Source organism: Flavobacterium erciyesense, assembly GCF_018069925.1.
Classification (GTDB): domain Bacteria; phylum Bacteroidota; class Bacteroidia; order Flavobacteriales; family Flavobacteriaceae; genus Flavobacterium; species Flavobacterium erciyesense.
This window is the reverse complement of the sequence record NZ_JAGPXB010000008.1, coordinates 109545-131721: the sequence shown is the minus strand read 5'-3', so window position 1 is coordinate 131721 and position 22177 is coordinate 109545. Positions and strand designations below refer to the sequence as shown.

The 22177-nt window shown below is 34.4% G+C and carries 16 protein-coding genes; 10 read left to right on the top strand and 6 right to left on the bottom strand.

What is annotated here, in order from left to right:
* Positions 1–5: 5 nt before the first annotated feature.
* From KBJ98_RS10175 to KBJ98_RS10165, 3 genes are all read left to right on the top strand, one after another.
* Entirely contained in the window at positions 6–2402 is a 2397-nt protein-coding gene (locus KBJ98_RS10175; protein WP_210790320.1) for a glycoside hydrolase family 31 protein, read from the top strand.
* An 89-nt stretch (positions 2403–2491) separates the two neighbouring features.
* Positions 2492–3304 carry a M48 family metallopeptidase gene (locus KBJ98_RS10170; protein ID WP_210790317.1) on the top strand — a complete coding sequence of 271 codons (813 nt, stop codon included), beginning with the start codon at positions 2492–2494 and terminating at the stop codon, positions 3302–3304.
* 168 nt (positions 3305–3472) lie between these two features.
* Positions 3473–4801 (top strand): MFS transporter, encoded by a 1329-nt coding sequence (locus tag KBJ98_RS10165; RefSeq protein ID WP_210790315.1) that lies wholly within the window; start codon positions 3473–3475, stop codon positions 4799–4801.
* 31 nt (positions 4802–4832) lie between these two features.
* On the opposite strand, the gene KBJ98_RS10160 is transcribed toward KBJ98_RS10165, so the two are convergent.
* Genes KBJ98_RS10160 through KBJ98_RS10145 form a run of 4 tightly spaced genes read right to left on the bottom strand, consistent with a single transcriptional unit; the run spans position 4833 to position 7712 of the window.
* A complete protein-coding gene (locus KBJ98_RS10160) occupies positions 4833–5567 on the bottom strand; it encodes a head GIN domain-containing protein (RefSeq protein ID WP_210790312.1) in 735 nt (244 codons plus the stop codon).
* Positions 5568–5579: 12 nt separating this feature from the next.
* Positions 5580–6641, bottom strand: a complete 1062-nt coding sequence (locus tag KBJ98_RS10155; protein WP_210790309.1) for a hypothetical protein — start codon at positions 6639–6641, stop codon at positions 5580–5582.
* On the bottom strand, positions 6625–7161 hold the full coding sequence (locus tag KBJ98_RS10150) for an anti-sigma factor (RefSeq protein ID WP_210790306.1): 537 nt from the start codon (positions 7159–7161) through the stop codon (positions 6625–6627). The genes KBJ98_RS10155 and KBJ98_RS10150 overlap by 17 nt, the downstream gene beginning before the upstream one ends.
* A complete protein-coding gene (locus tag KBJ98_RS10145) occupies positions 7158–7712 on the bottom strand; it encodes an RNA polymerase sigma factor (protein WP_210790303.1) in 555 nt (184 codons plus the stop codon). Before KBJ98_RS10145 ends, KBJ98_RS10150 begins: the two co-directional genes overlap by 4 nt.
* 284 nt (positions 7713–7996) lie before the next feature.
* Between KBJ98_RS10145 and lon the strand changes: the two genes are divergently transcribed.
* A complete protein-coding gene (lon, locus tag KBJ98_RS10140; RefSeq protein WP_210790301.1) occupies positions 7997–10447 on the top strand; it encodes an endopeptidase La in 2451 nt (816 codons plus the stop codon).
* 91 nt (positions 10448–10538) lie between these two features.
* Here lon and KBJ98_RS10135 read toward each other — a convergent pair whose 3' ends face one another.
* Complete coding sequence (locus tag KBJ98_RS10135) at positions 10539–11345, bottom strand: alpha/beta hydrolase (protein ID WP_210790298.1); 807 nt, start codon at positions 11343–11345, stop codon at positions 10539–10541.
* Between the two features lie 183 nt (positions 11346–11528).
* Between KBJ98_RS10135 and porQ the strand changes: the two genes are divergently transcribed.
* The 5 genes from porQ (at position 11529) to KBJ98_RS10110 (ending at position 20393) form a co-directional block, all read left to right on the top strand.
* Positions 11529–12551 carry a type IX secretion system protein PorQ gene (gene porQ, locus KBJ98_RS10130; protein WP_210790296.1) on the top strand — a complete coding sequence of 341 codons (1023 nt, stop codon included), beginning with the start codon at positions 11529–11531 and terminating at the stop codon, positions 12549–12551.
* A 34-nt stretch (positions 12552–12585) separates the two neighbouring features.
* On the top strand, positions 12586–13281 hold the full coding sequence (cmk, locus tag KBJ98_RS10125) for a (d)CMP kinase (RefSeq protein WP_210790294.1): 696 nt from the start codon (positions 12586–12588) through the stop codon (positions 13279–13281).
* 75 nt (positions 13282–13356) lie between these two features.
* Positions 13357–14733, top strand: coding sequence for a nucleoside permease (locus tag KBJ98_RS10120; protein WP_210790292.1), 1377 nt, complete (start codon positions 13357–13359; stop codon positions 14731–14733).
* Between the two features lie 377 nt (positions 14734–15110).
* Positions 15111–16886, top strand: coding sequence for a 30S ribosomal protein S1 (gene rpsA / locus KBJ98_RS10115; RefSeq protein ID WP_210790290.1), 1776 nt, complete (start codon positions 15111–15113; stop codon positions 16884–16886).
* A gap of 132 nt (positions 16887–17018) precedes the next feature.
* Positions 17019–20393, top strand: coding sequence for a DUF7619 domain-containing protein (locus tag KBJ98_RS10110; RefSeq protein WP_225899107.1), 3375 nt, complete (start codon positions 17019–17021; stop codon positions 20391–20393).
* 345 nt (positions 20394–20738) lie between these two features.
* Here KBJ98_RS10110 and KBJ98_RS10105 read toward each other — a convergent pair whose 3' ends face one another.
* The gene (locus tag KBJ98_RS10105; RefSeq protein ID WP_210790287.1) at positions 20739–21284 is read right to left on the bottom strand and encodes an ExbD/TolR family protein; all 546 of its coding nucleotides are present in this window, start codon (positions 21282–21284) and stop codon (positions 20739–20741) included.
* A 223-nt stretch (positions 21285–21507) separates the two neighbouring features.
* Here KBJ98_RS10105 and KBJ98_RS10100 point away from each other — a divergent pair, with 223 nt between their 5' ends.
* Entirely contained in the window at positions 21508–22062 is a 555-nt protein-coding gene (locus tag KBJ98_RS10100; protein ID WP_210790284.1) for a fasciclin domain-containing protein, read from the top strand.
* Positions 22063–22177: the final 115 nt, after the last annotated feature.

Below are 22177 nucleotides of genomic sequence, written 5' to 3'. Positions count from 1 at the left end.
AGCTCATGATTACAAATACTTCGTTAGAGTACAAAGGAGATACCTATCCGTCAAGAATTGTTTTAGTAGAACAAAACGTCGATTCTTTTTATTTTCATTCAGAGAATAATGTTATCCTAAAAATTACGGTGCTCCGTGATAGTTTAATTCGATTTCGATATACCACAAAAGGATATTTTAGTACTGATTTTTCGTATGCAATTGATAAAAGTCATACACATGGATATAATTTTTTAGATTTTAATGAACTAGAGCAATCTTACTGCATTACCACGAGCAAAGTGAATTGCATTATTCAAAAAGCTGATTTGCGCGTTTCTATTTTAGACAAAAACAATCACGTAATTCTTGAAGATGAACTCGGTTTTCATTGGGAAGAAAGTTACGAATATGGCGGAAACATTGTCAAAATGAGTAAAACTTCCAGAGACGGAGAATGTTTTTATGGCTTAGGTGACAAAGCTACTCAGATGAATTTGAAGGGAAAACGACTCGAAAATTTTGCCACCGATCAGTACGCGTACCAAAAAGATCAAGAGCCTTTGTATAAAATAGTTCCTTTTTATATTGGCTTACACAACAAGCAATCTTATGGAATTTTCTTTGACAATACTTTCCGTACTTTTTTTGATTTTTGCCATGAGCGTCGCAACGTAACTAGTTTTTGGGCCGAAGGTGGCGAAATGAATTATTACTTTATTTATGGTCCTCAAATGCAGGATGTAGTTACTACTTACACTGATTTAACTGGCAAGCCTGAACTACCGCCTTTGTGGGCTTTGGGTTATCATCAGTGCAAGTGGAGTTATTTTCCGGAGAGCAATGTTAAGGAGATTGCAGCGACTTTCAGAGAGCTAAAAATTCCGTGTGATGCGATTTATTTAGATATTGATTATATGGATGGTTTCAGGTGTTTTACCTGGAACAAGTCGCATTTTCCGGACCCAAAGCGCATGGTCGCAGAGTTGGCCGAAGATGGATTCAAAACAATCGTAATTATTGATCCCGGCATAAAAATCGATAAGGAATATGCCATTTACCAAGAAGCTTTAGCTAAAGATTATTTTTGCAAAAGAGCCGATGGGCCGTATATGAAAGGAAAAGTATGGCCTGGCGAATGTAATTTTCCTGATTTTACCAATCCAGTCGTACGTGAGTGGTGGGCAACTTTATTCAAAGAACTAGTTTCAGATATTGGGGTAAAAGGAGTTTGGAACGATATGAATGAACCTGCTGTAATGGAAGTGCCAAACAAAACATTTCCTATGGATGTACGTCACGATTATGACGGAAACCCTTGCAGCCATCGAAAAGCGCATAATATTTACGGAACGCAGATGGCGCGTGCTACCTATCATGGTGTCAAAAGATATGCCTATCCTAAAAGACCTTTTGTCATTACCAGATCAGCTTTTGCAGGAGCGCAACGCTACACTTCGTCTTGGACAGGTGATAATGTGGCAACATGGGAGCATTTGTGGTTGGCTAATATTCAAGTGCAACGTTTATCACTTTCGGGAATGGGCTTCACAGGCTCTGATATCGGTGGTTTTGCAGAGCAACCTTCGGGGGAGTTGTACGCGCGTTGGATTCAATTGGGCGTCTTTCATCCATTTTGTAGAACGCATTCTTCGGGCGATCATGGGCATCAAGAACCTTGGGCATTTGATGAAGAGGTTCTTAATATTACTCGAAAATTTGTTAATCTGAGGTACCAATTACTTCCGTATTTGTACACCATGTTTTGGCAGTATATCAAAGAAGGTGTTCCGATGTTAAAACCACTAGTTTATTTTGACCAAGATGATATTCAAACGCATTACCGTAACGACGAATTTATTTTTGGAAATCAAATTATGGTATGCCCAATACTTGAACCTAATGCTTTGGGTCGAAGATTGTACATTCCGCGAGGGCAATGGTATAATTACTGGAATAATACAGCAATGACGGGCGGAAAAGAACTTTGGATTGATACTGATTTTGATCAAATTCCACTTTTTGTCAAAGCAGGTGCTATTATTCCAAAATATCCAGTGCAACAATATGTTGGCGAACTGACTTTTGAAGAATTGACTTTAGACGTTTATTTCAAAAATGGAAAAGAAAAATCAGTAGTTTACGAAGACGCACAAGACGGTTACGATTATAAAAAAGGCAGGTTCAGTTTGCTCTCTTTTCAATTAACGGGTAAAGAAAACGAACTTATGATTCAGCAACATAAAGAGGGGAAATTTGAAACTTCATACAAGAACTACAAAATAAATTTAATTGGTTTGCCTTTTGAAATTCGTTCCATTGAAATTGATACAGTTGCTGTTTCATTAGATTCGAATTTCTACATTCAAAATGGATTTTTGTTTGTTGAAAAAAGTTTTTCAGTATTACATATCAAAGGTTAGAGCACAAAATGATGTTACTTTTTTTGTTAATTGTATAAATTGAGCGTGAATATTAATTGTATTTTTGTTGTCAATCAAAACCAAATATCATGAAAAAAAATTTAATAGCAGGATTAGCAGTAGTTGCACTTGTAGTAGCTTGCTCAACCAATCCGATAACAGGTAAAAAGAATTTTAATATTGTTTCGAATAGCGCATTATTCCCATCTTCATTTCAGCAATACGGAACTTTTTTAAAAGAAAATAAAGTAATTACGGGTACGGCTGAATCAAGAAAAGTGGAAGCGATTGGTTTCCGAATTAAAGCAGCAGCAGAAAAATACTTAACTTATTTGGGAAAAGCAGAGTATCTAAAAGATTATCAGTGGGAATATAAACTAGTTGATAGCAAAGAGGTCAATGCTTGGTGTATGCCCGGTGGAAAAATTGTGGTATATTCAGGTATTTTACCAATTACTAAAGATGATGCAGGATTAGCAACTGTAATGGGGCATGAAGTATCACATGCTTTGGCTGATCATGGCGCACAACGTATGAGTGCGGGACAAGCTCAAGAGGTTCTTGGTCAAGTAATAGCGGTAGGAGTATCAGGTAAAAGTGAAAGAACGCAGCAAATTATTGGTCAAGCCTATGGTTTAGGTTCACAATTTGGAGTTATGTTACCATTTAGCCGAAACCACGAAACAGAAGCGGATAAAATTGGCTTGACATTGATGGCTATTGCAGGATACAACCCAGAGCAATCTATTGCATTTTGGCAACGTATGTCAGCAAAATCTGGTGGCCAAGCACCGCCAGAATTCATGAGTACGCACCCATCTGATGCAACTCGTATAGCTAATTTACAAGCTTTTATTCCAGAAGCTAAAGCTATTGCAGCACAAGTTGGAGTCTTGAAATAATTTTATTTTTAGAGAAGTAATACAGGCTAACTGAGTACAGTTAGCCTTTTTTATTTTGTATCATGAAGTACTTTGCTAAAAAGCTCAGGTTATCTTTAGATAAATTTTTATATCAATAGGCTTGAGTTACGTGAAAAAGAAATAAATTCGTGCAGTAAATAAAATTCTATGGTACAGCTTGAAAAAGGAAGTAAGAAATTATTAAATGCTTGGGCATTTTACGATTGGGCAAACTCTGTGTATACCTTAACGATTGCTTCGGCGGTATTTCCAATTTTTTATGAAGCACTTTTTGCAGAGCGTGATCATTACATAGATGTTTTTGGTTTGCATTTAAAAAACTCTGCCTTAATTAGTTTCGTTACTGCATTTGCTTTTTTAGTTGTGTCGTTTTTGTCTCCCTTACTTTCCGGAATAGCTGATTATTTAGGCGACAAAAAGTCGTTTATGAAATTCTTCTGTTACATGGGTGCACTCTCGTGTATGGGATTGTATTGGTTTAATTTGGATTCCATTTATACCGGTTTATTGTTTTATTTCTTGGGTTTGATAGGTTATTGGGGCAGTTTGGTATTTTACAACTCGTATTTGCCAGATATTGCTTTTCCGGAGCAGCAGGATAGCATTAGTGCCAAAGGGTATTCAATGGGCTACGTGGGAAGTGTGATTTTATTAGTCATCAATCTTGGGATGATCATGAAGCCAAAATTGTTTGGCATAACAGGAACCGATGGCGAGGCAGCCATGAAAGCCATGCGTTATTCCTTTGTAATGGTGGGTGTTTGGTGGGTTTTATTCAGTCAATATTCGTATTACTTTTTACCGAAAGGAAGTGCGGTTAAAAATCAAAAAATCAGTAAATCAGTTGTTTTTAACGGCTTCAAAGAATTAAAAAAAGTTTGGCAGTTACTACAACAAAATATTCCGCTGTCGCGCTACTTGCGTAGTTTTTTCGTGTCAAGTATGGCTGTTCAAACGGTGATGTTGGTAGCCACCTATTTTGGTGCTCAAGAAATAGAATGGAGTACAAAAGAGGAGGGAACCATTGGGCTAATAATATGTATTTTATTGATTCAATTAGTAGCAGTTTTGGGCGCTTTTTTAACATCAAAGGCATCAGGTCGTTTTGGTAATATTCCAACTCTAATTGCAATCAATAGCATTTGGTTGGTTTTATGTGCATTGGCTTATTTCATTACACAACCTACAGAATTTTATATTATGGCTGGTTGTATTGGATTGGTAATGGGCGGAATTCAGTCTTTGTCTCGCAGTACGTATTCAAAATTATTGCCGGAGACAGAAGACACAGCTTCATTTTTTAGTTTTTATGACGTAGCCGAGAAAATAGGAATTGTAATTGGAATGATTGTTTACGGTGTTGTAGATCAAGTAACCGGAAGCCCTCGAACAGCTATCGTAATTTTAGCGTTGTTTTTTCTAACGGCGATTGTTTTGTTAAATAAAGTACCAAAAAAAGGTGCTTTAGATAACTAAAACACCTTTCTATAATTTTAAATATTTCTTACTAGGCCTTAGAAATTGAGCCAGAGAAGTTTACTTTAGTATCTTTTTTCTTTGGGTCGCCTTTGTATTGAATATCACCCGATCCTGAAACTCGCGCGCGAATCATTTCGGTGCAATAAACGGTAGTATCTCCAGAACCTGAAACTGTTGCATCAGCATTTTGTGCTTTCAGTTTGCTAGTGTCGATATCGCCTGAACCACTTAATACGGTGGTAATTTTAGCAGTAGAGCCACTTAAATTAATGTCGCCAGACCCAGTTAAAGTTACATCAACGTTGGTAGCACGCACATCTAAATTCATATCACCAGAACCAGTTAATTGAACTTGAAAAGATTTTGATTCAATAGGATTTTTTGTGGTAACATCACCTGATCCAGTCATCGCCACCTTTGAAATGGACTCAAAAGGAACTGTGATGATAATTTCTTTTCCTTTACTTGGGCTGATGTATTTGTTTTTTTCGGATGCAATCTTCAATTGATTATTTTCAACTGAAATGTTGATGTATTCTAGTAAATTTTCTTCGCCTTTTATGGTAATGTTGCCCTCTTTTCCTTCGACTAAAACCACATCAAAAAAGCCTGTTGCAGCAATTCCATCATAACTTGCAGTAGTTTTTTGTTGGGTAATTACGTTGCCATTTCCTGTTATTTTTCCTTTGCTAGACCTTTGCGCTTGCGCAAAAGAAGTTGCTAAAATGGCCAAAGTAAGTGCTAATTGTTTTGTCTTTTTCATAGTTATTGTTGTCTATTGGTTTTGTGTTAATGCAACATTTCCGTATCCGGATGTAATTGTGATTGTGTTTTGTCCTCGCTTTTTATGAAACCCCTCGTAGCGTTTATTATTTGAAACTTCTTCTTTGTTATCTATTTCTAAATTAGATGAATATTTAAAATTAGCGTATTTTAGAGTGACATCAAAGTCAAATGCGTAATTAGGGTGATATCCTAAATTAATTCCGGTATAATCGCCTTTTATGCTTACATTATTGGCTTTAGCAGAAAGGTTTTGAACGGTCAATGAACTATATTGTGTAGCTAGTTTTAAGGCGTTGGACACTTCGCCAAGACGGATGGTTAAATAATTACCTGTACCTTCAAGAACATGAACTGCATCAAATTTAATTTTTCCGTACGTGCAATCGTATCTGATCATGTCAGCGTTGGTAATTTCTACATCAGTATAATCAGCGTTTAAATCGAGTTTGCCAACTTCGGCGATTTTTATACTCGAGTATTTGGCCTGTATTGTTCCCGTGCGCAATGAACTCATGCTAGAATTAGAACAATACTCTAAATTATATTCACTATTTCCTGATACATTTCCCATAGTCACTTTTCCGTATTTGCATGTGATATCGGCATCAGCATTGATATCGGCAACCAATATAGAACCGTATTTGTTTACTAATTTAACACTTCCTTTAGTGGGAATTTTAATGGTGTAATTGATTTCAAAGTTGTTGTTTTTACTTTTTCCGCTGTATGAAGTGTTTTCAAGAATAGTTTTGGTACTTACCAGATTTTTTAAGGCTGTGATAGTAACTGAAATATTATCAATTCGCTGGTTTACATATTTTTCATTATCCCCACTTACTTTTATTAAAACATCAATTTCGATGATATCTTGATTCCAAGTAGTTACGGTTATATTTCCGTAGGAATTGTCAATTGCTACCGAGGCATCAGCGTTGACATAATATGCTTTTTTAATATTTTTTTGCTTGCTGTGTGCAAAATCATCTGAATTCGCTTGCGCTAAAAATGGAAGAAAAAGCAGTAGAAGAAGTAGTTTACATTGTTTTTTCATCGGGTATGTTTATTTTTCGTTCGTTTTCTTCAATGTGCTGAAGCACCGTTTGCAAAAATGAAATTCGGGTTTGTAAATTGGCAATCATAGCCTGTAAAATGGGTTTGCTTTCGCCATTTTTCTCGAGTTCTAGAATTATTTTTTCATAATCTGCATCAAGAACTTTCATTTGCTGTAAAGCATCGGCAATTATTTTTTTGTTTTCAGGCGATTCTTTTTCATTGAGTTTATCCAGCTCTTTTTTGATTATTACTGTAAAAATCGAATCGGTTTGCTTGGTTTCTTGAGATGCAAAATGCAAGTTGGGCGTTGGCGGTGCTGCTTTATTGAAAAGTGTGATTGTCATCATTAGCAATAGTGAAGCAGCAATACTTAACGGAATCAAATACTTTTTAAATGATTTTTTTTGTTTGAGTTTATTTTTAAATCTGTTCTCGTGACCTTCTGGCAATGGTGTTACATCCCATTCGTCTTGCCAAGTTTCAAATAATTCATTCCAATTTTCATTTTCCTTTTTCATAATTCCTCCAGTTTTTTTCGTAAATTTTCTTTTGCTCTACTCAATGTGGTTCTCACATTGGCATAACTTATCTGTAATATTTCGCTAATTTCTTCTTGGTCGTAACCTTCAATAAAATGCAAGCTCAATACCACTTGATAATTGTATTTAAGTGTTCCAATACAGTCTATAATTTGTTTTACTTTTAGCTCTTTAAATTCGACTATATCGACACAATTTTCAGTTTGATCTTCCAGTTTGAAAATGGTATTTTCCAAATCTTCTGTTTTAAAAACATTGTTTTTTTTCAAAAAATCGATACTTCGATTGACAACTATTCTTTTAAGCCAAGCACCAAAAGCCACTTCTTGTTTGTAATCGTCAATTTTAGTAAAGGCTTTCAAGAAACTTTCTTGCATCACATCTTCGGCATAATGGCTGTCCTTTACAATGCGGAGCGCTACATTATACATAGCCTTTGCATATCGATTGTAAATTTCGAATTGTGCTTTTTGATTGTTTTGTTTGCAACTTGCAATCAAGTCGTCGATATGGTTTTCTTTTGAATTCAAATAGTTTAAGCTAGTTATTTAAAGAGACTTTGAAAATTTGGTATTGTTACACTTTTGTAAAAAATATTATAATTGACTTTACTTTGTATTTTAAAATGGATTAAAATAGCATTGATGCTTTTTTTGTAACCGAAAGATACGTTCTTTTGGCATAGTGATTGAACCGTAAAGGGACATTCTAATTTGAAGGTCTTTGCTTTGATTTTAAGCAATATTCAAAAGTGTAGAACTCAAATTGGTGTCGCTTTTATAATAATTAATGACAAAAAGACTTAAATAATAATATGTCAAATCATAAAATACTTACTATTGACAATCTGTCACTTCAAGAATTTGATTCTGATGCAGATTTAATTCCACTTTTAACTCCCGAAGACGAAGAGGAAATGAATAACGAAGCTTTACCGGAATTGTTAGCTATTTTGCCATTGCGCAACATGGTTTTGTTTCCTGGTGTTGTTATTCCGATTACTGCGGGTCGCGATAAATCTATCAAACTGATCAACGATGCTAACGCTGCAGGAAAAACGATTGGTGTTGTGGCTCAAATCAATGAAGAAGATGAAGACCCTACTAAAAACGACATTCATAAAATAGGTACTGTTGCCCGAATTTTACGTGTACTAAAAATGCCTGATGGCAATGTAACCGTGATTTTGCAAGGTAAAAAGCGATTCGAAATTGAAGATATTGTCGAAGAGTTGCCATACATGACTGCTCAAATTAAAGAAGTTCCCGAAGAACGTCCAGCTAAAAATGATACAGAATTTATAGCTATTTTAGACTCGATGAAAGAGTTGGCCATTCAAATCATTAAAGAAAGCCCGAGTATTCCTAGCGAAGCTACATTTGCAATTAAAAACATTGAAAGTCAGTCGTTTTTAATCAATTTTGTGACTTCGAACATGAACTTGTTAGTACAAGAAAAACAAGATTTATTGGCTATCAATGAGTTAAAAGGCAGGGCTTTAGAAACGCTTCGTTACATGAATATTGAGTTGCAAAAACTCGAGTTGAAAAACGATATTCAATCTAAAGTACGTTTTGATTTAGATCAGCAGCAGCGAGAGTACTTTTTGCATCAGCAAATAAAAACTATTCAAGAGGAATTAGGTGGCGTTTCGCAAGAAGAAGAAATGGACGAAATGCTTCAAAAGTCACTCAAGAAAAAATGGGATGATAAAACCAAAAAGCATTTTGAAAAAGAACTTTCGAAAATGCGTCGCATGAATCCGCAAGCACCTGATTTTGGTATTCAGCGCAATTATTTGGAGTTGTTTTTAGATTTGCCTTGGAATGAATTTTCAAAGGATAATTTCGATTTAAAAAGAGCACAGAAAATTCTAGATCGCGATCATTTTGGACTAGAAGATGTCAAAAAAAGAATGATTGAACATTTGGCAGTTTTAAAATTGCGAAATGACATGAAGTCTCCAATTATTTGTTTAACAGGACCTCCAGGTGTGGGTAAAACCTCAATTGGTCGTTCTATTGCAGAAGCTTTGGGTAGAGAATATGTGCGTATTTCATTAGGTGGTTTGCGCGATGAGTCTGAAATTCGTGGACACCGAAAAACTTATATTGGTGCTATGCCAGGACGAATCATTCAAAGTTTGAAAAAAGCAGGAACATCAAATCCGGTTTTTGTTTTAGATGAAATTGATAAATTGTCAAATAGCCATCAAGGAGATCCATCTTCGGCTTTGTTGGAAGTACTAGATCCGGAGCAAAACAATTCTTTTTATGATAACTTCCTAGAAATGGGTTATGATCTTTCAAAAGTAATGTTTATTGCCACTTCAAATAATATGGCAGCCATTCAGCCCGCATTGCGTGACCGTATGGAAATCATAAAAATGTCAGGATATACCATTGAAGAAAAGGTAGAAATTGCACGCCAGCATCTGTTTCCAAGACAGTTAAAAGAACACGGATTAACATCAAAAGACTTGACTATTGGTAAAAAACAATTAGAAAAAATTGTGGAAGGCTATACAAGAGAATCGGGCGTACGTGGTCTTGAAGGTAAAATTGCGCAAGTGATTCGCAATGCTGCGAAATCAGTTGCAATGGAAGAGGAGTACAATAAAAAAGTTACCGATGAAGATTTGGTAAAAACTCTTGGCGTAGCACGTTTAGAGAGAGATAAATACGAAAACAACGAAGTGGCGGGTGTAGTTACGGGACTAGCTTGGACTTCGGTTGGTGGTGATATTTTATTCATTGAATCGTTACTTTCTCCTGGAAAAGGAAGCATGACCATTACAGGAAATCTGGGTACGGTGATGAAAGAATCGGCTACAATAGCGCTAGAATACATCAAAGCCAACACAAAATTGTTAGGATTAGAGTCGGAAATTTTGTCCAAATACAACATTCACTTGCACGTACCAGAAGGAGCAACACCTAAGGACGGACCAAGTGCAGGTATCGCAATGTTAACTTCGTTGGTCTCTTTATTTACTCAAAAAAGAGTGAAGAAAAATTTAGCGATGACGGGCGAAATTACCTTACGTGGCAAAGTATTGCCTGTAGGCGGAATCAAAGAAAAGATTTTGGCAGCCAAAAGAGCTAATATCAAAGAAATCATTTTGTGTCACGAAAACAAAAACGATATTGATGAGATCAAGCCAGAATATTTGCAAGGATTGACATTTCATTATGTGAAGGAGATGAGCGAAGTTCTTGAGTTTGCTTTAACCGATCAGAAAGTTAAAAATGCCAAGACGTTGTAAAAACGTTTTCAATTAAAAGTTTAAAATCCAAATTCGACAGCTAGTAAAAAGCTTGTTGAATTTGGATTTTTTCATCGATACATATTTTATTCTACAACTTCAAGAGCGCATTTGTTTTTTCTACCAAAAGAGAAGGATAAAGTTTTGGCGCTTGTAGGTGATCGCCTTCGTAAATCCAAAGCTCTTTTTTTGATTTGGTGTTGTTGAAAACCGTTTCGCATTGGCTGAAAGGAACGTCTTTGTCGGTTTTAGAATGAATAAACAAAACAGGTACTGATTGTATGTTTTTGATGTCTTCTGCAGCAGAATAAGGCGAAGTTACATACATACGAATCATTTGATGTTGTGCCTCGGGAGTTTTACTTACCGCGATTTCTGTAAAGGAGCTTATAACGCCATCTACAATTAATCCGCTTATTTTATCTTGGTTGTTTTTGGTTAAATTTACCGCAACTTGCGTTCCCATTGATGCGCCGTAAATGATGATTTTTTTGTTTTTGAAGTCGGGATTTTTTTGAATTTCATTAAAAACAGTTTGAGCATCTGCTGCAATGTTGAGGTGCGTGGGTTTACCACTTGATTTTCCGTATCCTCTCATGCTGATCATGATCACGGTATATCCGTCATTTACCAAAGGTTTTACATAGCCTGCATAATTCATACAATTGCCTCCTGCACCTTGGAAATAAAGCACAACTGCTTGCTTTGCTTTTTGTTTTGGCGATAAAACAATGGTGTTAATAGTGTCTTTTTCTATAAAATAATTTTGCTCCTTGAATTGTAAAGAATCAATTGTGATTGTTTTTGCTTTTTTAGGATAGTAAAATTTGTCATCCATTTGCGCTTGCGTGGCTATTGTTGCTAAAAGTAATAAACTGCTGATAAGTAATTTTTTCATGATAGTTGAGTTTTAGGTTTTAATTTCATGTCAAAAGTAGGGCGAGGATAATTTGTCGCAAAACAAAGCCTACTCAACTGTCGATTTTAAAGACTGAATTGTATCATTTTAAACTTTTCTTTTTCTAAAAAATAATATCTTCGCACAAGCGTTGTCATTTTTGTACTTTTGCGCTCCTAAGACATGTTTAAAAAATTAATGATATCCAGTTTGTTACTCTACGGCAGCGCATCCATCGGGCAGATAGGTGGTCAAACGGTATATCAATTTTTAAACTTAGTAGCTTCGCCAAGACAAGCCGCATTGGGTGGTAAAGTATTGACTATTTATGATAACGATGTCAATCAGGCGCATTACAATCCAGCCACCATCAATCCAGAAATGCACAATCAGTTAGCCATAAATTACGGAAGTTATTTTGGAGAACTTACCTACGGTACGGCATCGTACGCTTATACTTATGACAGGCACATTCAAACTTTTCAAGCGGGTATTAATTATATCAATTACGGTAGTTTTGAAGGTTATGATGAGCAAGGCCAACCAACAGAGTCGTTTTCGGGTAGCGAAGTAGCGCTTTCAATGGGTTATGCGTATAACGTTCCCTATACCGATTTGCATATTGGCGCTAGTGCTAAATTAATATCTTCAAGTTTAGAAACCTACCAATCATTTGGCGGCGCTTTAGATTTAGGAGCCTTGTATATTGACGAACGCAATGATGTAAATTGGGCGTTGGCCATACGAAATATCGGTACTCAATTTTCAACCTATAATGGTATTCGAGAAAAGTTGCCATTAGAAATTTTAGTTGGAGTGTCACAAGAGCTAGAAAATGTTCCAATACGTTGGCATTTGACTTTAGAGAATTTACAACAGTGGAATGTTTCCTTTTCAAATCCCGCAAGAGCGGAGCAATCATTTGATGGAACAGCAACTCCTGAAAAAGTTTCATTTGTAAACAACGCATTGAGACACGTAATTGCTGGGGTAGAGTTATTTCCTAACCGAGGTTTCAACCTGCGTTTGGGATATAATTTTAGGCGAGGCGAGGAGTTGCGAATTGTGGAGCAGCGCAATTTTTCGGGATTATCAGTAGGTTTTGGACTCAAATTAAACAAGCTCAAGTTCAATTATTCCTACTCAAGATATACGCTTGCTGGTAACACGAGTCTTTTTGGACTCTCCATCAACTTTCAAGAATAAAACAATTGTTTCAACAATCAATAAATAAATTATTTTGACAAATAAAATTACCATTGCTATTGATGGCTTTTCATCAACGGGAAAAAGTACCTTGGCCAAACAGTTGGCGCAACATTTGGGATACGTATATGTAGATACGGGTGCTATGTATCGTGCGGTGACTTATTACGCGATGCAAAAAGAATATATTACAAGTGCTGGCTTTGATGTTGCTGCTCTTGTGAATGATTTGCCAAATATTTCATTGCAGTTTCAGTTTAATCAGGCTTTGGGTTTTGCCGAAATGTATTTGAATGGCGTACTTGTAGAAAAGGAAATTAGAACCATAGAAGTGTCAAATTTTGTGAGCAAAATTGCCGAAGTTTCTGAAGTTAGAGCCAAGTTGGTCGAGCAACAAAAAGAAATGGGCAAAAACAAAGGCATTGTTATGGACGGTCGCGATATTGGTACCGTTGTTTTTCCAGATGCAGAACTGAAAGTGTTTATGACTGCTAGCGCAACTACTCGTGCGCAGCGACGATTTGATGAGCTGGTAGCAAAAGGTGATGCAGTGACTTACGAAGAGGTGCTTAAAAATGTAGAAGAGCGCGATTATATTGATACACACAGAGACGATTCGCCTTTGGTAATGGCTTATGATGCCATTGCGGTAGATAATTCTGCTTTGACACGTGAGCAGCAATTTGCAGTTGTTTTAGATTTGGTAGCGCAGCGTACTAAAAACATTTAATTATTTGCAGATTTCATTTTTAATGGTAGATTTACGCCTTGTAAATTTTTTAAAGTATATAAAACAATTCATCTCATGGGAATTAAAAATAGATTGGTAATAATGAGTTTTCTCCAGTTTTTTGTTTGGGGAGCTTGGTTAATTACAATTGCAAATTATTGGTTTGGTACGAAAGGATGGGAGGGAACTCAGTTTGGATTGGTTTTTAGTACCATGGGAATCGCCTCTTTATTTATGCCAACGCTTACGGGTATTTTAGCAGACCGATGGATCAATGCTGAAAAGTTATATGGAGCGTTACATATATTGTACGCTGCAGTTTTGTTTTATATTCCTCAAGTAACTACTCCTGAAAATTTTATTTACATTATGTTATTGGCTATGTGTTGTTATATGCCAACAATTGCCTTGAGTAATTCAATTTCATACAATGCGTTAAAAACAAACGGTTTGGATGTGGTTAAGAGTTTTCCGCCTATCCGAGTTTTTGGAACTATTGGTTTTATCGCAGCAATGTGGATTACCAACTTAACAGGAAATAAAGCCACGGCCTATCAATTTTACATTGCAGGTTTGGCAGCGGTGGCACTTGGTTTGTATGCCTTTACTTTGCCGCCATGTAAACCACAACGATTGTCTAAAGAGAATGCTTCTTTAATGGAGACCTTAGGATTAGAATCGTTTAAATTATTTGCAAATTATAAAATGGCTTTGTTTTTTATCTTCTCTATGTTTTTGGGAGGTGCTTTGCAATTAACAAACGCTTATGGAGATGTTTTTTTGGATGAGTTCAAGCATTTTCCTAAATACGCCGATTCATTTGTAGTGGAATATTCTACAATTATAATGTCGATTTCTCAAATTTCTGAGACCTTGTTTATATTGGCAATTCCGTTTTTCTTGAAGCGTTTTGGTATCAAACAAGTAATGTTAATTAGTATGTTGGCTTGGGTATTGCGTTTTGGGTTGTTTGCTTACGGAGACCCAACAAGCGGTTTATGGATGATTATTATGTCGTGTATTGTGTACGGAATGGCATTTGATTTCTTTAATATATCAGGATCGTTATTTGTTGAAACGAATACTGATGCTAAAAACAGATCGTCAGCGCAAGGATTGTTTATGATGATGACCAATGGAGTAGGAGCGGTTTTAGGAAGTTTTACCTCAGGTTGGGCAATTGATAAATATTTTACAAAGTCATTTACAGGAACTGCTGATTTAGCTGCTTTCTTACAAACCGAACCTACTAATGCAAAAATGGCTGAGTTTGTTACTAGTCAGGGCAAAAAAATAGGAGCAGATGGCTTTTTTGATTCGGTTGTACTAATGAAAGATTGGCATACGATTTGGCTGGCTTTTGCACTATACGCATTGGCAATTGCAATAGCTTTCGCGGTTTTGTTCAAACACGAGCACAATCCTGAAGATGTAGAGCAAATTAGTCACTAAAATAAATCTAAAACCCGATGCCAATTTGTATCGGGTTTTTTTTATTCCAAAAATGCCCTAATTCCCTTTGTAGCCCCGATTGCAGCGGCATCCTTTTACAGGGCTTGCTGTTCGCGGCAGCGAAGGGAAAGGACTGTAAAAGATAGAGCGGAAAGCGGGAACTTTCTCGGCAAAAAAAGCCAATTTATTCGCTCCTGATAGTCAAATGATTAACTTTTGTGTAAAGTTTTGTGGTTTAAGATTAATGTGTTACTTTTGCACACCTTTTGGTGAATAAGAGTTTCCATTGGGTTGCAGTAAATTATACCAACAACTTCTGCTGTTTTCTATCACATTATGAAACTCGAGAAAATACAGAATACAAATTTTTAATCAGCATGTCTGAACAAGTAAAATCACAAGAAGAGTTTTTAGCAAATTTTAACTGGCACAATTTCGAAGAAGGTATTGATGCTGTTGATGAAAAAAACTTATTAGAGTTTGAAGAATTAGTTTCTAAAACTTTTATTGCAACTGATCAAGAAGAAGTTGTAGAAGGTACAGTTGTAAGAATTACAGATAGAGACGTTATCGTTGATATCAACGCTAAATCTGAAGGTGTAATTTCATTGAATGAATTCCGTTACAACCCAGCATTAAAAGTAGGTGATACTGTTGAGGTATTAATTGACATCCGTGAGGATAAAACAGGTCAGTTAGTATTATCTCACCGTAAAGCACGTACTATCAAATCTTGGGATAGAGTTATTTCGGCTAACGAAACAGGTGAAATCGTTAATGGTTTTGTTAAATGCAGAACTAAAGGTGGTATGATCGTTGACGTTTTCGGAATTGAAGCGTTCTTACCAGGATCTCAAATTGATGTTAAGCCAATTAGAGATTACGATGTATACGTAAACAAAATGATGGAGTTCAAAGTTGTGAAAATTAACCACGAATTTAAAAACGTAGTTGTATCTCACAAAGCGCTTATTGAAGCGGATATTGAAATCCAGAAAAAAGAAATCATTGGTCAATTACAAAAAGGACAAGTATTAGAAGGTGTTGTTAAAAACATTACTTCTTATGGTGTGTTTATTGACTTAGGTGGAGTTGATGGATTGATTCACATTACTGACCTTTCTTGGTCTAGAATCAACCACCCATCTGAGGTTCTTGAATTAGATCAAAAATTGAACGTTGTAATCCTTGATTTCGATGATGAGAAAACAAGAATTCAATTAGGATTGAAACAATTAAACGCTCACCCATGGGATGCTTTAAATGCTGATTTGAAAATTGGTGATAAAGTAAACGGTAAAGTAGTTGTAATCGCTGATTACGGTGCATTTATCGAAGTTGCTGAAGGTGTTGAAGGTTTAATCCACGTTTCTGAAATGTCTTGGTCTACGCACTTGCGTTCAGCTCAAGATTTCGTAAAAGTTGGTGATGTTGTTGAAGCTGTTATCTTAACTTTAGATAGAGATGACCGTAAAATGTCATTAGGTATCAAACAATTGTCTCAAGATCCTTGGACTGATATCACTGCTAAATACCCAGTAGGTTCTAAGCATACAGGTATCGTTAGAAACTTTACAAACTTTGGAATTTTCGTAGAATTAGAAGAAGGAATTGATGGATTAATCTACATCTCTGACTTATCTTGGACTAAGAAAATCAAACACCCATCTGAATTCGTAAACGTTGGTGAAAAACTTGACGTTGTAGTATTAGAGTTGGATGTTGACGGACGTAAATTATCTTTAGGTCACAAACAAACTACTGCTAATCCTTGGGATCAGTACGAAGATTCATTCGCTGTAGGAACTATCCACAATGGTGAAATTTCTGAGATTGTTGACAAAGGAGCTACTGTAGAATTCGGAGATGATATCGTTGCTTTCATTCCAACTCGTCACCTTGAAAAAGAAGACGGAAAGAAATTGAAAAAAGGCGATACAGCTGATTTCAAAGTAATCGAATTCAACAAAGAATTCAAAAGAGTAGTTGCATCTCACACTGCTATCTTCCGTGAAGAAGAAGAGAAAAATGTGAAATCAGCTTCAGAAAACAATTCAGGTTCATCTACTAATGCACCAGCTGCAACTTTAGGAGATAACAATGATATGTTAGCTGCATTGAAAGCTAAAATGGAAAAATCAGAGAAAAAATAATTTCTTGATTTTTTGAATATAGAAAGTCCCACAGCAATGTGGGACTTTTTTTTGTGCTTTGTAAGATTTATTTAATAAGAAAAGGTGTTAACTAAATCCAAAAGTATATATTTGATTTTTTAAAAATTACTGATGAAAAAAATCTACTTTTTGTTGTTAGCTCTTTGTTTTTTTAATGGTTTGAGTGCCCAGATTATTAATTTTCCTGATTCGAATTTTAAATCAAAGTTGCTTTCGGCAAGTTCGGGAAATACAATAGCTAAAAATTTACTAGGAAATTATTTTAGAATAGATTCTAATTATAATAATCAAATTGAACTTACTGAGGCATTGCAAGTTAGTTATTTAGATATGAGTAATTCGACACTTTCTTCATTACAAGGTGTTTTGAGTTTTACCAATCTGCAAAGTTTAAATTGTTCAAACAACAAAATTACTTCTCTAGATTTAGGAGGTTTGATAAATCTTCAAAACTTATATTGTTCAAATAATCAAATTAGTTCATTAAATATTGCAGGCTTGAATAACCTTCGAGTTTTATTTTGTGATATTAATTACCTATCTTCAATTAATTTGAGTGGTTTAACAAATCTTCAAATTTTGAATTGTTCAAGTAATAATTTTTCATCCTTGAATTTAGGGGGATTGAAAAATCTCATTGATTTAGATTGTCATGATAATAGTTCTTATATCTCGACATTAGATTTAAGTGGATTGTCAAATCTAACGCGTTTAGATTGCAGTAATATAACCCTTAATAAATTAATTACAAGTGGACTGACAAGTCTTCAACAATTAAATTGTAGAAATAACAGCCTTATTACACTTGAACTTACAGATTTGATTAATCTAACTAATTTAAATTGCTCTACTAATAATCTCGTAACGCTGAATGTTAGTGGTTTAACAAATCTTCAAGTTCTAAATTGTTCTCGTAATATGCTGAAATCTATAGATGTTAAAAGTTCAAAAAAACTTCAAAATTTAAATTGTAGAGCAAATCCATTTGGTTCATTAGATTTAAATGGTTTGTCAAATCTAAATATTATTGACCTTGATTTTAACACAAGCTTAAAATCACTTTATATAAAGGACATTGGGTTTAATAGTAATGATCCAACTCATTTATTTAATTTTGACACTCAATTTGCGTTGCAATATATTTGTGCTAATTCTGGTCTAATTCCTTATTTGCAACAAAGAACATCTAAGTATGGCCAAAATGGTGCCGGTTATAATTGTCTGGTTATAGATTCCTCTTGTTCTTCCAATCCATATAGTGATGTTATTGTTAATGTTCCGGATGTAAATTTTAAAAATAATTTGGTGTATTCTAATTGTTTTACTGCTACCGCTAAAGATTTAACTGGCAAGATCATTCGGATTGACAAGAATGCTGATGGTGAAATTCAAGTCAATGAAGCATTACAAGTAAGTTATTTATTTATTTCTTCAACACAACCTATTACTTCTTTAATTGGAATTAAAAATTTTACGAATCTTCAAAATTTGTATTGCAACCAGTTACAACTAACGTCGTTAGATTTAACTGGTTTGACTAAACTTCAAACTATTCAAGGATCTAATAATGCTCTTACATCTGTAAATGTCACAGGTCTAATAAACCTTAATAATTTGTATCTTGATTCTAATAAATTGTCACAATTAAACTTGAACGGTTTAGCTAATCTTAAAACTTTACATTGTAGTTCTAATCAACTGAAATCATTAAATTTAAGTGGGCTAGGTAATTTACAGACTTTAGAATGTTATTCGAATCTACTAAGTTCAATAGATTTGAGTGGTTTAACAAATTTATTAGATTTGAGTTGTCAAAGTAATAAACTTACTTCTTTGAATTTTAATGATTCAACAAAAATTAAATCTTTAGCATGTTATTATAATCTTCTTACAAATTTGGATGTTAGTAATTTGTTTAGTCTTGGCTCATTATATTGTAATAATAATCTATTAAAGTCATTGTTTTTAAAAAACGGTATCAATGAGAAAAATCTAGAATTTGGCAATAATCCTGGTTTAACTTATATATGTGCAGACGATACACAAATATCAAATGTAGAAGCACAAATTTTAACCAATAAAATGAGTGGTTGTAATGTAAATTCATCTTGTTCGTTTACTCCAGGCGGAAATTTTTATACAATTAAAGGAAATAATAAATTAGACAGTAATGCTAATGGGTGTGATTTTTTAGATAATGGTGTCCCATATGTAAAATTAAAATTGATAAATGGTTCAATTTCTGGAAGTTTAATATCTGATGCTTCTGGAAAATATTCAATTCCACTACAAGCAGGAATGTACACTATAACTCCAGCAATAGAAAACTCAAATTATTTCACTATTTCTCCATCAACAGTAAATGTCAATTTCCCAACTCAAACCAATCCTAATATCCGAGATTTTTGTATTACGCCAATTGGTGTACATCCGGATTTAGAAATCACATTATTGCCATTACAAAACTCTAGACCAGGTTTTGATGTTGAATATAAAATAGTATATAAAAACAAAGGAAATCAAACACAATCTGGTTCCGTAAATCTAACTTTTGATGATACTAAATTAGATTTTATTTCAGCGATTCCAGTTGCAACTGATCAAAAAGTAAATAGTCTCTCTTGGAATTTTACAAATCTTAAGCCGTTTGAAAGTAAGGAAATAATCTTTACATTAAATGTAAATTCCCCAATGGAAATCCCTGCAGTAAACAATGGGGATATTTTGGATTTTACAGCAAACATAACTTCGGTAGTTATTGATGAAACCCCAATTGATAACATATTTACTTTAAATCAAACTGTTGTTGGTTCATACGACCCAAATGATAAAACTTGTTTGGAGGGCAATAAAATTAAACCAGAATTAATTGGGCAATATGTACATTACATGATTCGTTTTGAAAATACAGGAACTTATGCAGCACAAAACATTGTTATAAAAGATATGATTGATTTGTCAAAATTTGATATTTCAAGTTTAATTCCAACTAGTTCAAGTCATTCTTTTGTTACTAAAATTTCTGATATAAATAAAGTTGAATTCATTTTCGAAAACATCAATCTTCCTTTTGATGACGCAAATAATGACGGTTATGTTTCTTTTAAAATCAAAACAAAGCCAACTTTAAAAGTTGGAGATTCATTTACCAACGAGGCTAATATTTATTTTGATTATAATTTCCCAATAGTTACAAATAAAGCGATATCAAAATTTGAAACAACTTTAAATATTCAGGACTTTGATTTTTCTAATTATTTCAGTTTGTATCCAAATCCAGCAAATGAAGAATTAAATATTATTGCTAAACAAAATATAGAAATACAGTCTTTAACAATATATGATATTTTAGGACAAGTAGTTATTGCTGTTCCTAATGCTAAATCAGTCTCAAAAATCGATGTTTCCAAACTTTCATCCGGTAACTATTTTGTAAAAGTAAAATCAGATAAAGGATTTTCAAGTAAGAAGTTCATTAAAAATTAAGTTTAAGAATATCAGAGAAAAAATAATTCTCCGTTTTTTCATAAATAGAAAGTCCCACAGCAATGTGGGACTTTTTTTATGCTTAAATTTTTCTAGGAGCTAATCCTGCTATTCGCTGCAATCTTTTATAAAGTTTTTAGCCAAAAGGCTAAAGCTTTATGAAAGGATTTACGCTGCTATCAGGGCTAGGGAATTCGTTTGCAGTACATGCATTCTTTATAAATTTCACCTATTTTATATTCATTCAACTTTAAAATTTACTCAGAATTGTATCAATTTACATTCGTGTGAATCTGTGTAATTCGTGTTTTATTATTTAGTAATGTATTTATAGTGAGGTGTATTTTAGTTAGCTGCCAGTAATTTAGATTCTTCTAGAGTGAACTCGTTAATGATCGCGTAAGTATCAATTTTGGCAATAGCCATTTCGTCTAAAATGTCAACTAGATTTTTATAGTTGCATTTTTTACTCGGTTTTATAATCACAATTGGTCCTCTTGACGGATCACCGTAAATCTCTTGAATTAAACGTTTTTTATTTTGTAATTCTTTTCGGATTCCATGTGAATCGTAGGATAATGTTTTGGGTTTTTCATTAGGGTAGCTTAAAAGTCCATGGTAGCTTACTAGCCTGTTATTATTGTCTAGTAAAATGGTAATCATGCGAATGTCTGTTCCTGATCCACAATTTGTTCTACCATCCCATTCTGGATTCTTATCAGGTAAGCCCATGCTCATAGTTTTTGGCTTTGCCAAATCAATAGTGACCATAAAAAATACGATCAAAAGAAAAGATACGCCAACCATTGCAGTGAGGTCAACTCTTGATTCTAGTTTTTTGGTTCTAATTTTTTTAAGTTTCTTTTCGCTATTCGGGTTAAAATCTTCCATAATCGTTTTGATTTAAATTGATAGTAGTAGCAAAATCGTTTTTCAATTGTACTAAAGGTACAAAAAAATCATTCTTGCAGAATAATTTTACTAAAATTTTTGGTCTGTAACTCCTTATAGATTAAGGCTTGGTGAATTTGTTTTGTCAAATTCGTAAAAAATGAAAACCAAAACCATTTAATGTGCGTAAATGACTTTATATAACTTAACAAAAATAAATTTTATGAAAACTAAAAAATTCTTATCAATCGCATTTATGGCCTTAGTATTTGGAGCAACTTCTTTCGCTCAAAAAACAGTAATGGTAGGTGGAGCAGCAATGTATCCTTCTAAAAACATTGTTGAAAATGCTGTAAATTCGAAAGACCATACTACTCTTGTAGCGGCAGTTACTGCAGCAGGTTTAGTAGAAACATTACAAAGTAAAGGACCATTCACCGTTTTTGCCCCAACAAATGCAGCGTTTGCGAAATTGCCAGCAGGTACAGTAGATACTTTGCTAAAACCAGAAAATTTGAAAACTTTGCAAACTATTTTGACTTACCACGTAGTTGCAGGAAAAATGAATGCTGCTGATATTGCTAAAGCAATTAAAGCAGGAAACGGTAAAGCTACCGTGAAAACCGTAAGTGGTGGTACGTTAACAGCTTGGATGAAAGGCAAAGATTTGTACATCACTGATGAAAACGGAAACATGTCAAAAGTTACAATTGCTGATGTAAACCAATCAAATGGTGTAATTCACGTTGTAGACACAGTAGTTTTGCCTAAACAATAACAATTTAGTTTAAGGTTAATATGTTTGTTAGTCTTAAGAGCCTCAGATTTCTGAGGCTTTTTTGTGCAATAAAAAAACCGATACTATTTGAGAGTATCGGTTTTTTTAATTCTTG

Excerpts from the sequence above, each read along its gene's own strand:
- KBJ98_RS10110 (WP_225899107.1), top strand. The coding sequence starts at position 17,019 with ATGAAAAAAATCTACTTTTTGTTGTTAGCTCTTTGTTTTTTTAATGGT.
- KBJ98_RS10135 (WP_210790298.1), bottom strand. The coding sequence starts at position 11,345 with ATGAAAAAATTACTTATCAGCAGTTTATTACTTTTAGCAACAATAGCC.
- KBJ98_RS10150 (WP_210790306.1), bottom strand. The coding sequence starts at position 7,161 with ATGAAAAAGGAAAATGAAAATTGGAATGAATTATTTGAAACTTGGCAA.
- KBJ98_RS10160 (WP_210790312.1), bottom strand. The coding sequence starts at position 5,567 with ATGAAAAAGACAAAACAATTAGCACTTACTTTGGCCATTTTAGCAACT.
- KBJ98_RS10175 (WP_210790320.1), top strand. The coding sequence starts at position 6 with ATGATTACAAATACTTCGTTAGAGTACAAAGGAGATACCTATCCGTCA.
- KBJ98_RS10100 (WP_210790284.1), top strand. The coding sequence starts at position 21,508 with ATGAAAACTAAAAAATTCTTATCAATCGCATTTATGGCCTTAGTATTT.
- KBJ98_RS10170 (WP_210790317.1), top strand. The coding sequence starts at position 2,492 with ATGAAAAAAAATTTAATAGCAGGATTAGCAGTAGTTGCACTTGTAGTA.
- rpsA (WP_210790290.1), top strand. The coding sequence starts at position 15,111 with ATGTCTGAACAAGTAAAATCACAAGAAGAGTTTTTAGCAAATTTTAAC.
- lon (WP_210790301.1), top strand. The coding sequence starts at position 7,997 with ATGTCAAATCATAAAATACTTACTATTGACAATCTGTCACTTCAAGAA.
- KBJ98_RS10155 (WP_210790309.1), bottom strand. The coding sequence starts at position 6,641 with ATGAAAAAACAATGTAAACTACTTCTTCTACTGCTTTTTCTTCCATTT.
- KBJ98_RS10105 (WP_210790287.1), bottom strand. The coding sequence starts at position 21,284 with ATGGAAGATTTTAACCCGAATAGCGAAAAGAAACTTAAAAAAATTAGA.
- porQ (WP_210790296.1), top strand. The coding sequence starts at position 11,529 with ATGTTTAAAAAATTAATGATATCCAGTTTGTTACTCTACGGCAGCGCA.
- KBJ98_RS10165 (WP_210790315.1), top strand. The coding sequence starts at position 3,473 with ATGGTACAGCTTGAAAAAGGAAGTAAGAAATTATTAAATGCTTGGGCA.
- KBJ98_RS10120 (WP_210790292.1), top strand. The coding sequence starts at position 13,357 with ATGGGAATTAAAAATAGATTGGTAATAATGAGTTTTCTCCAGTTTTTT.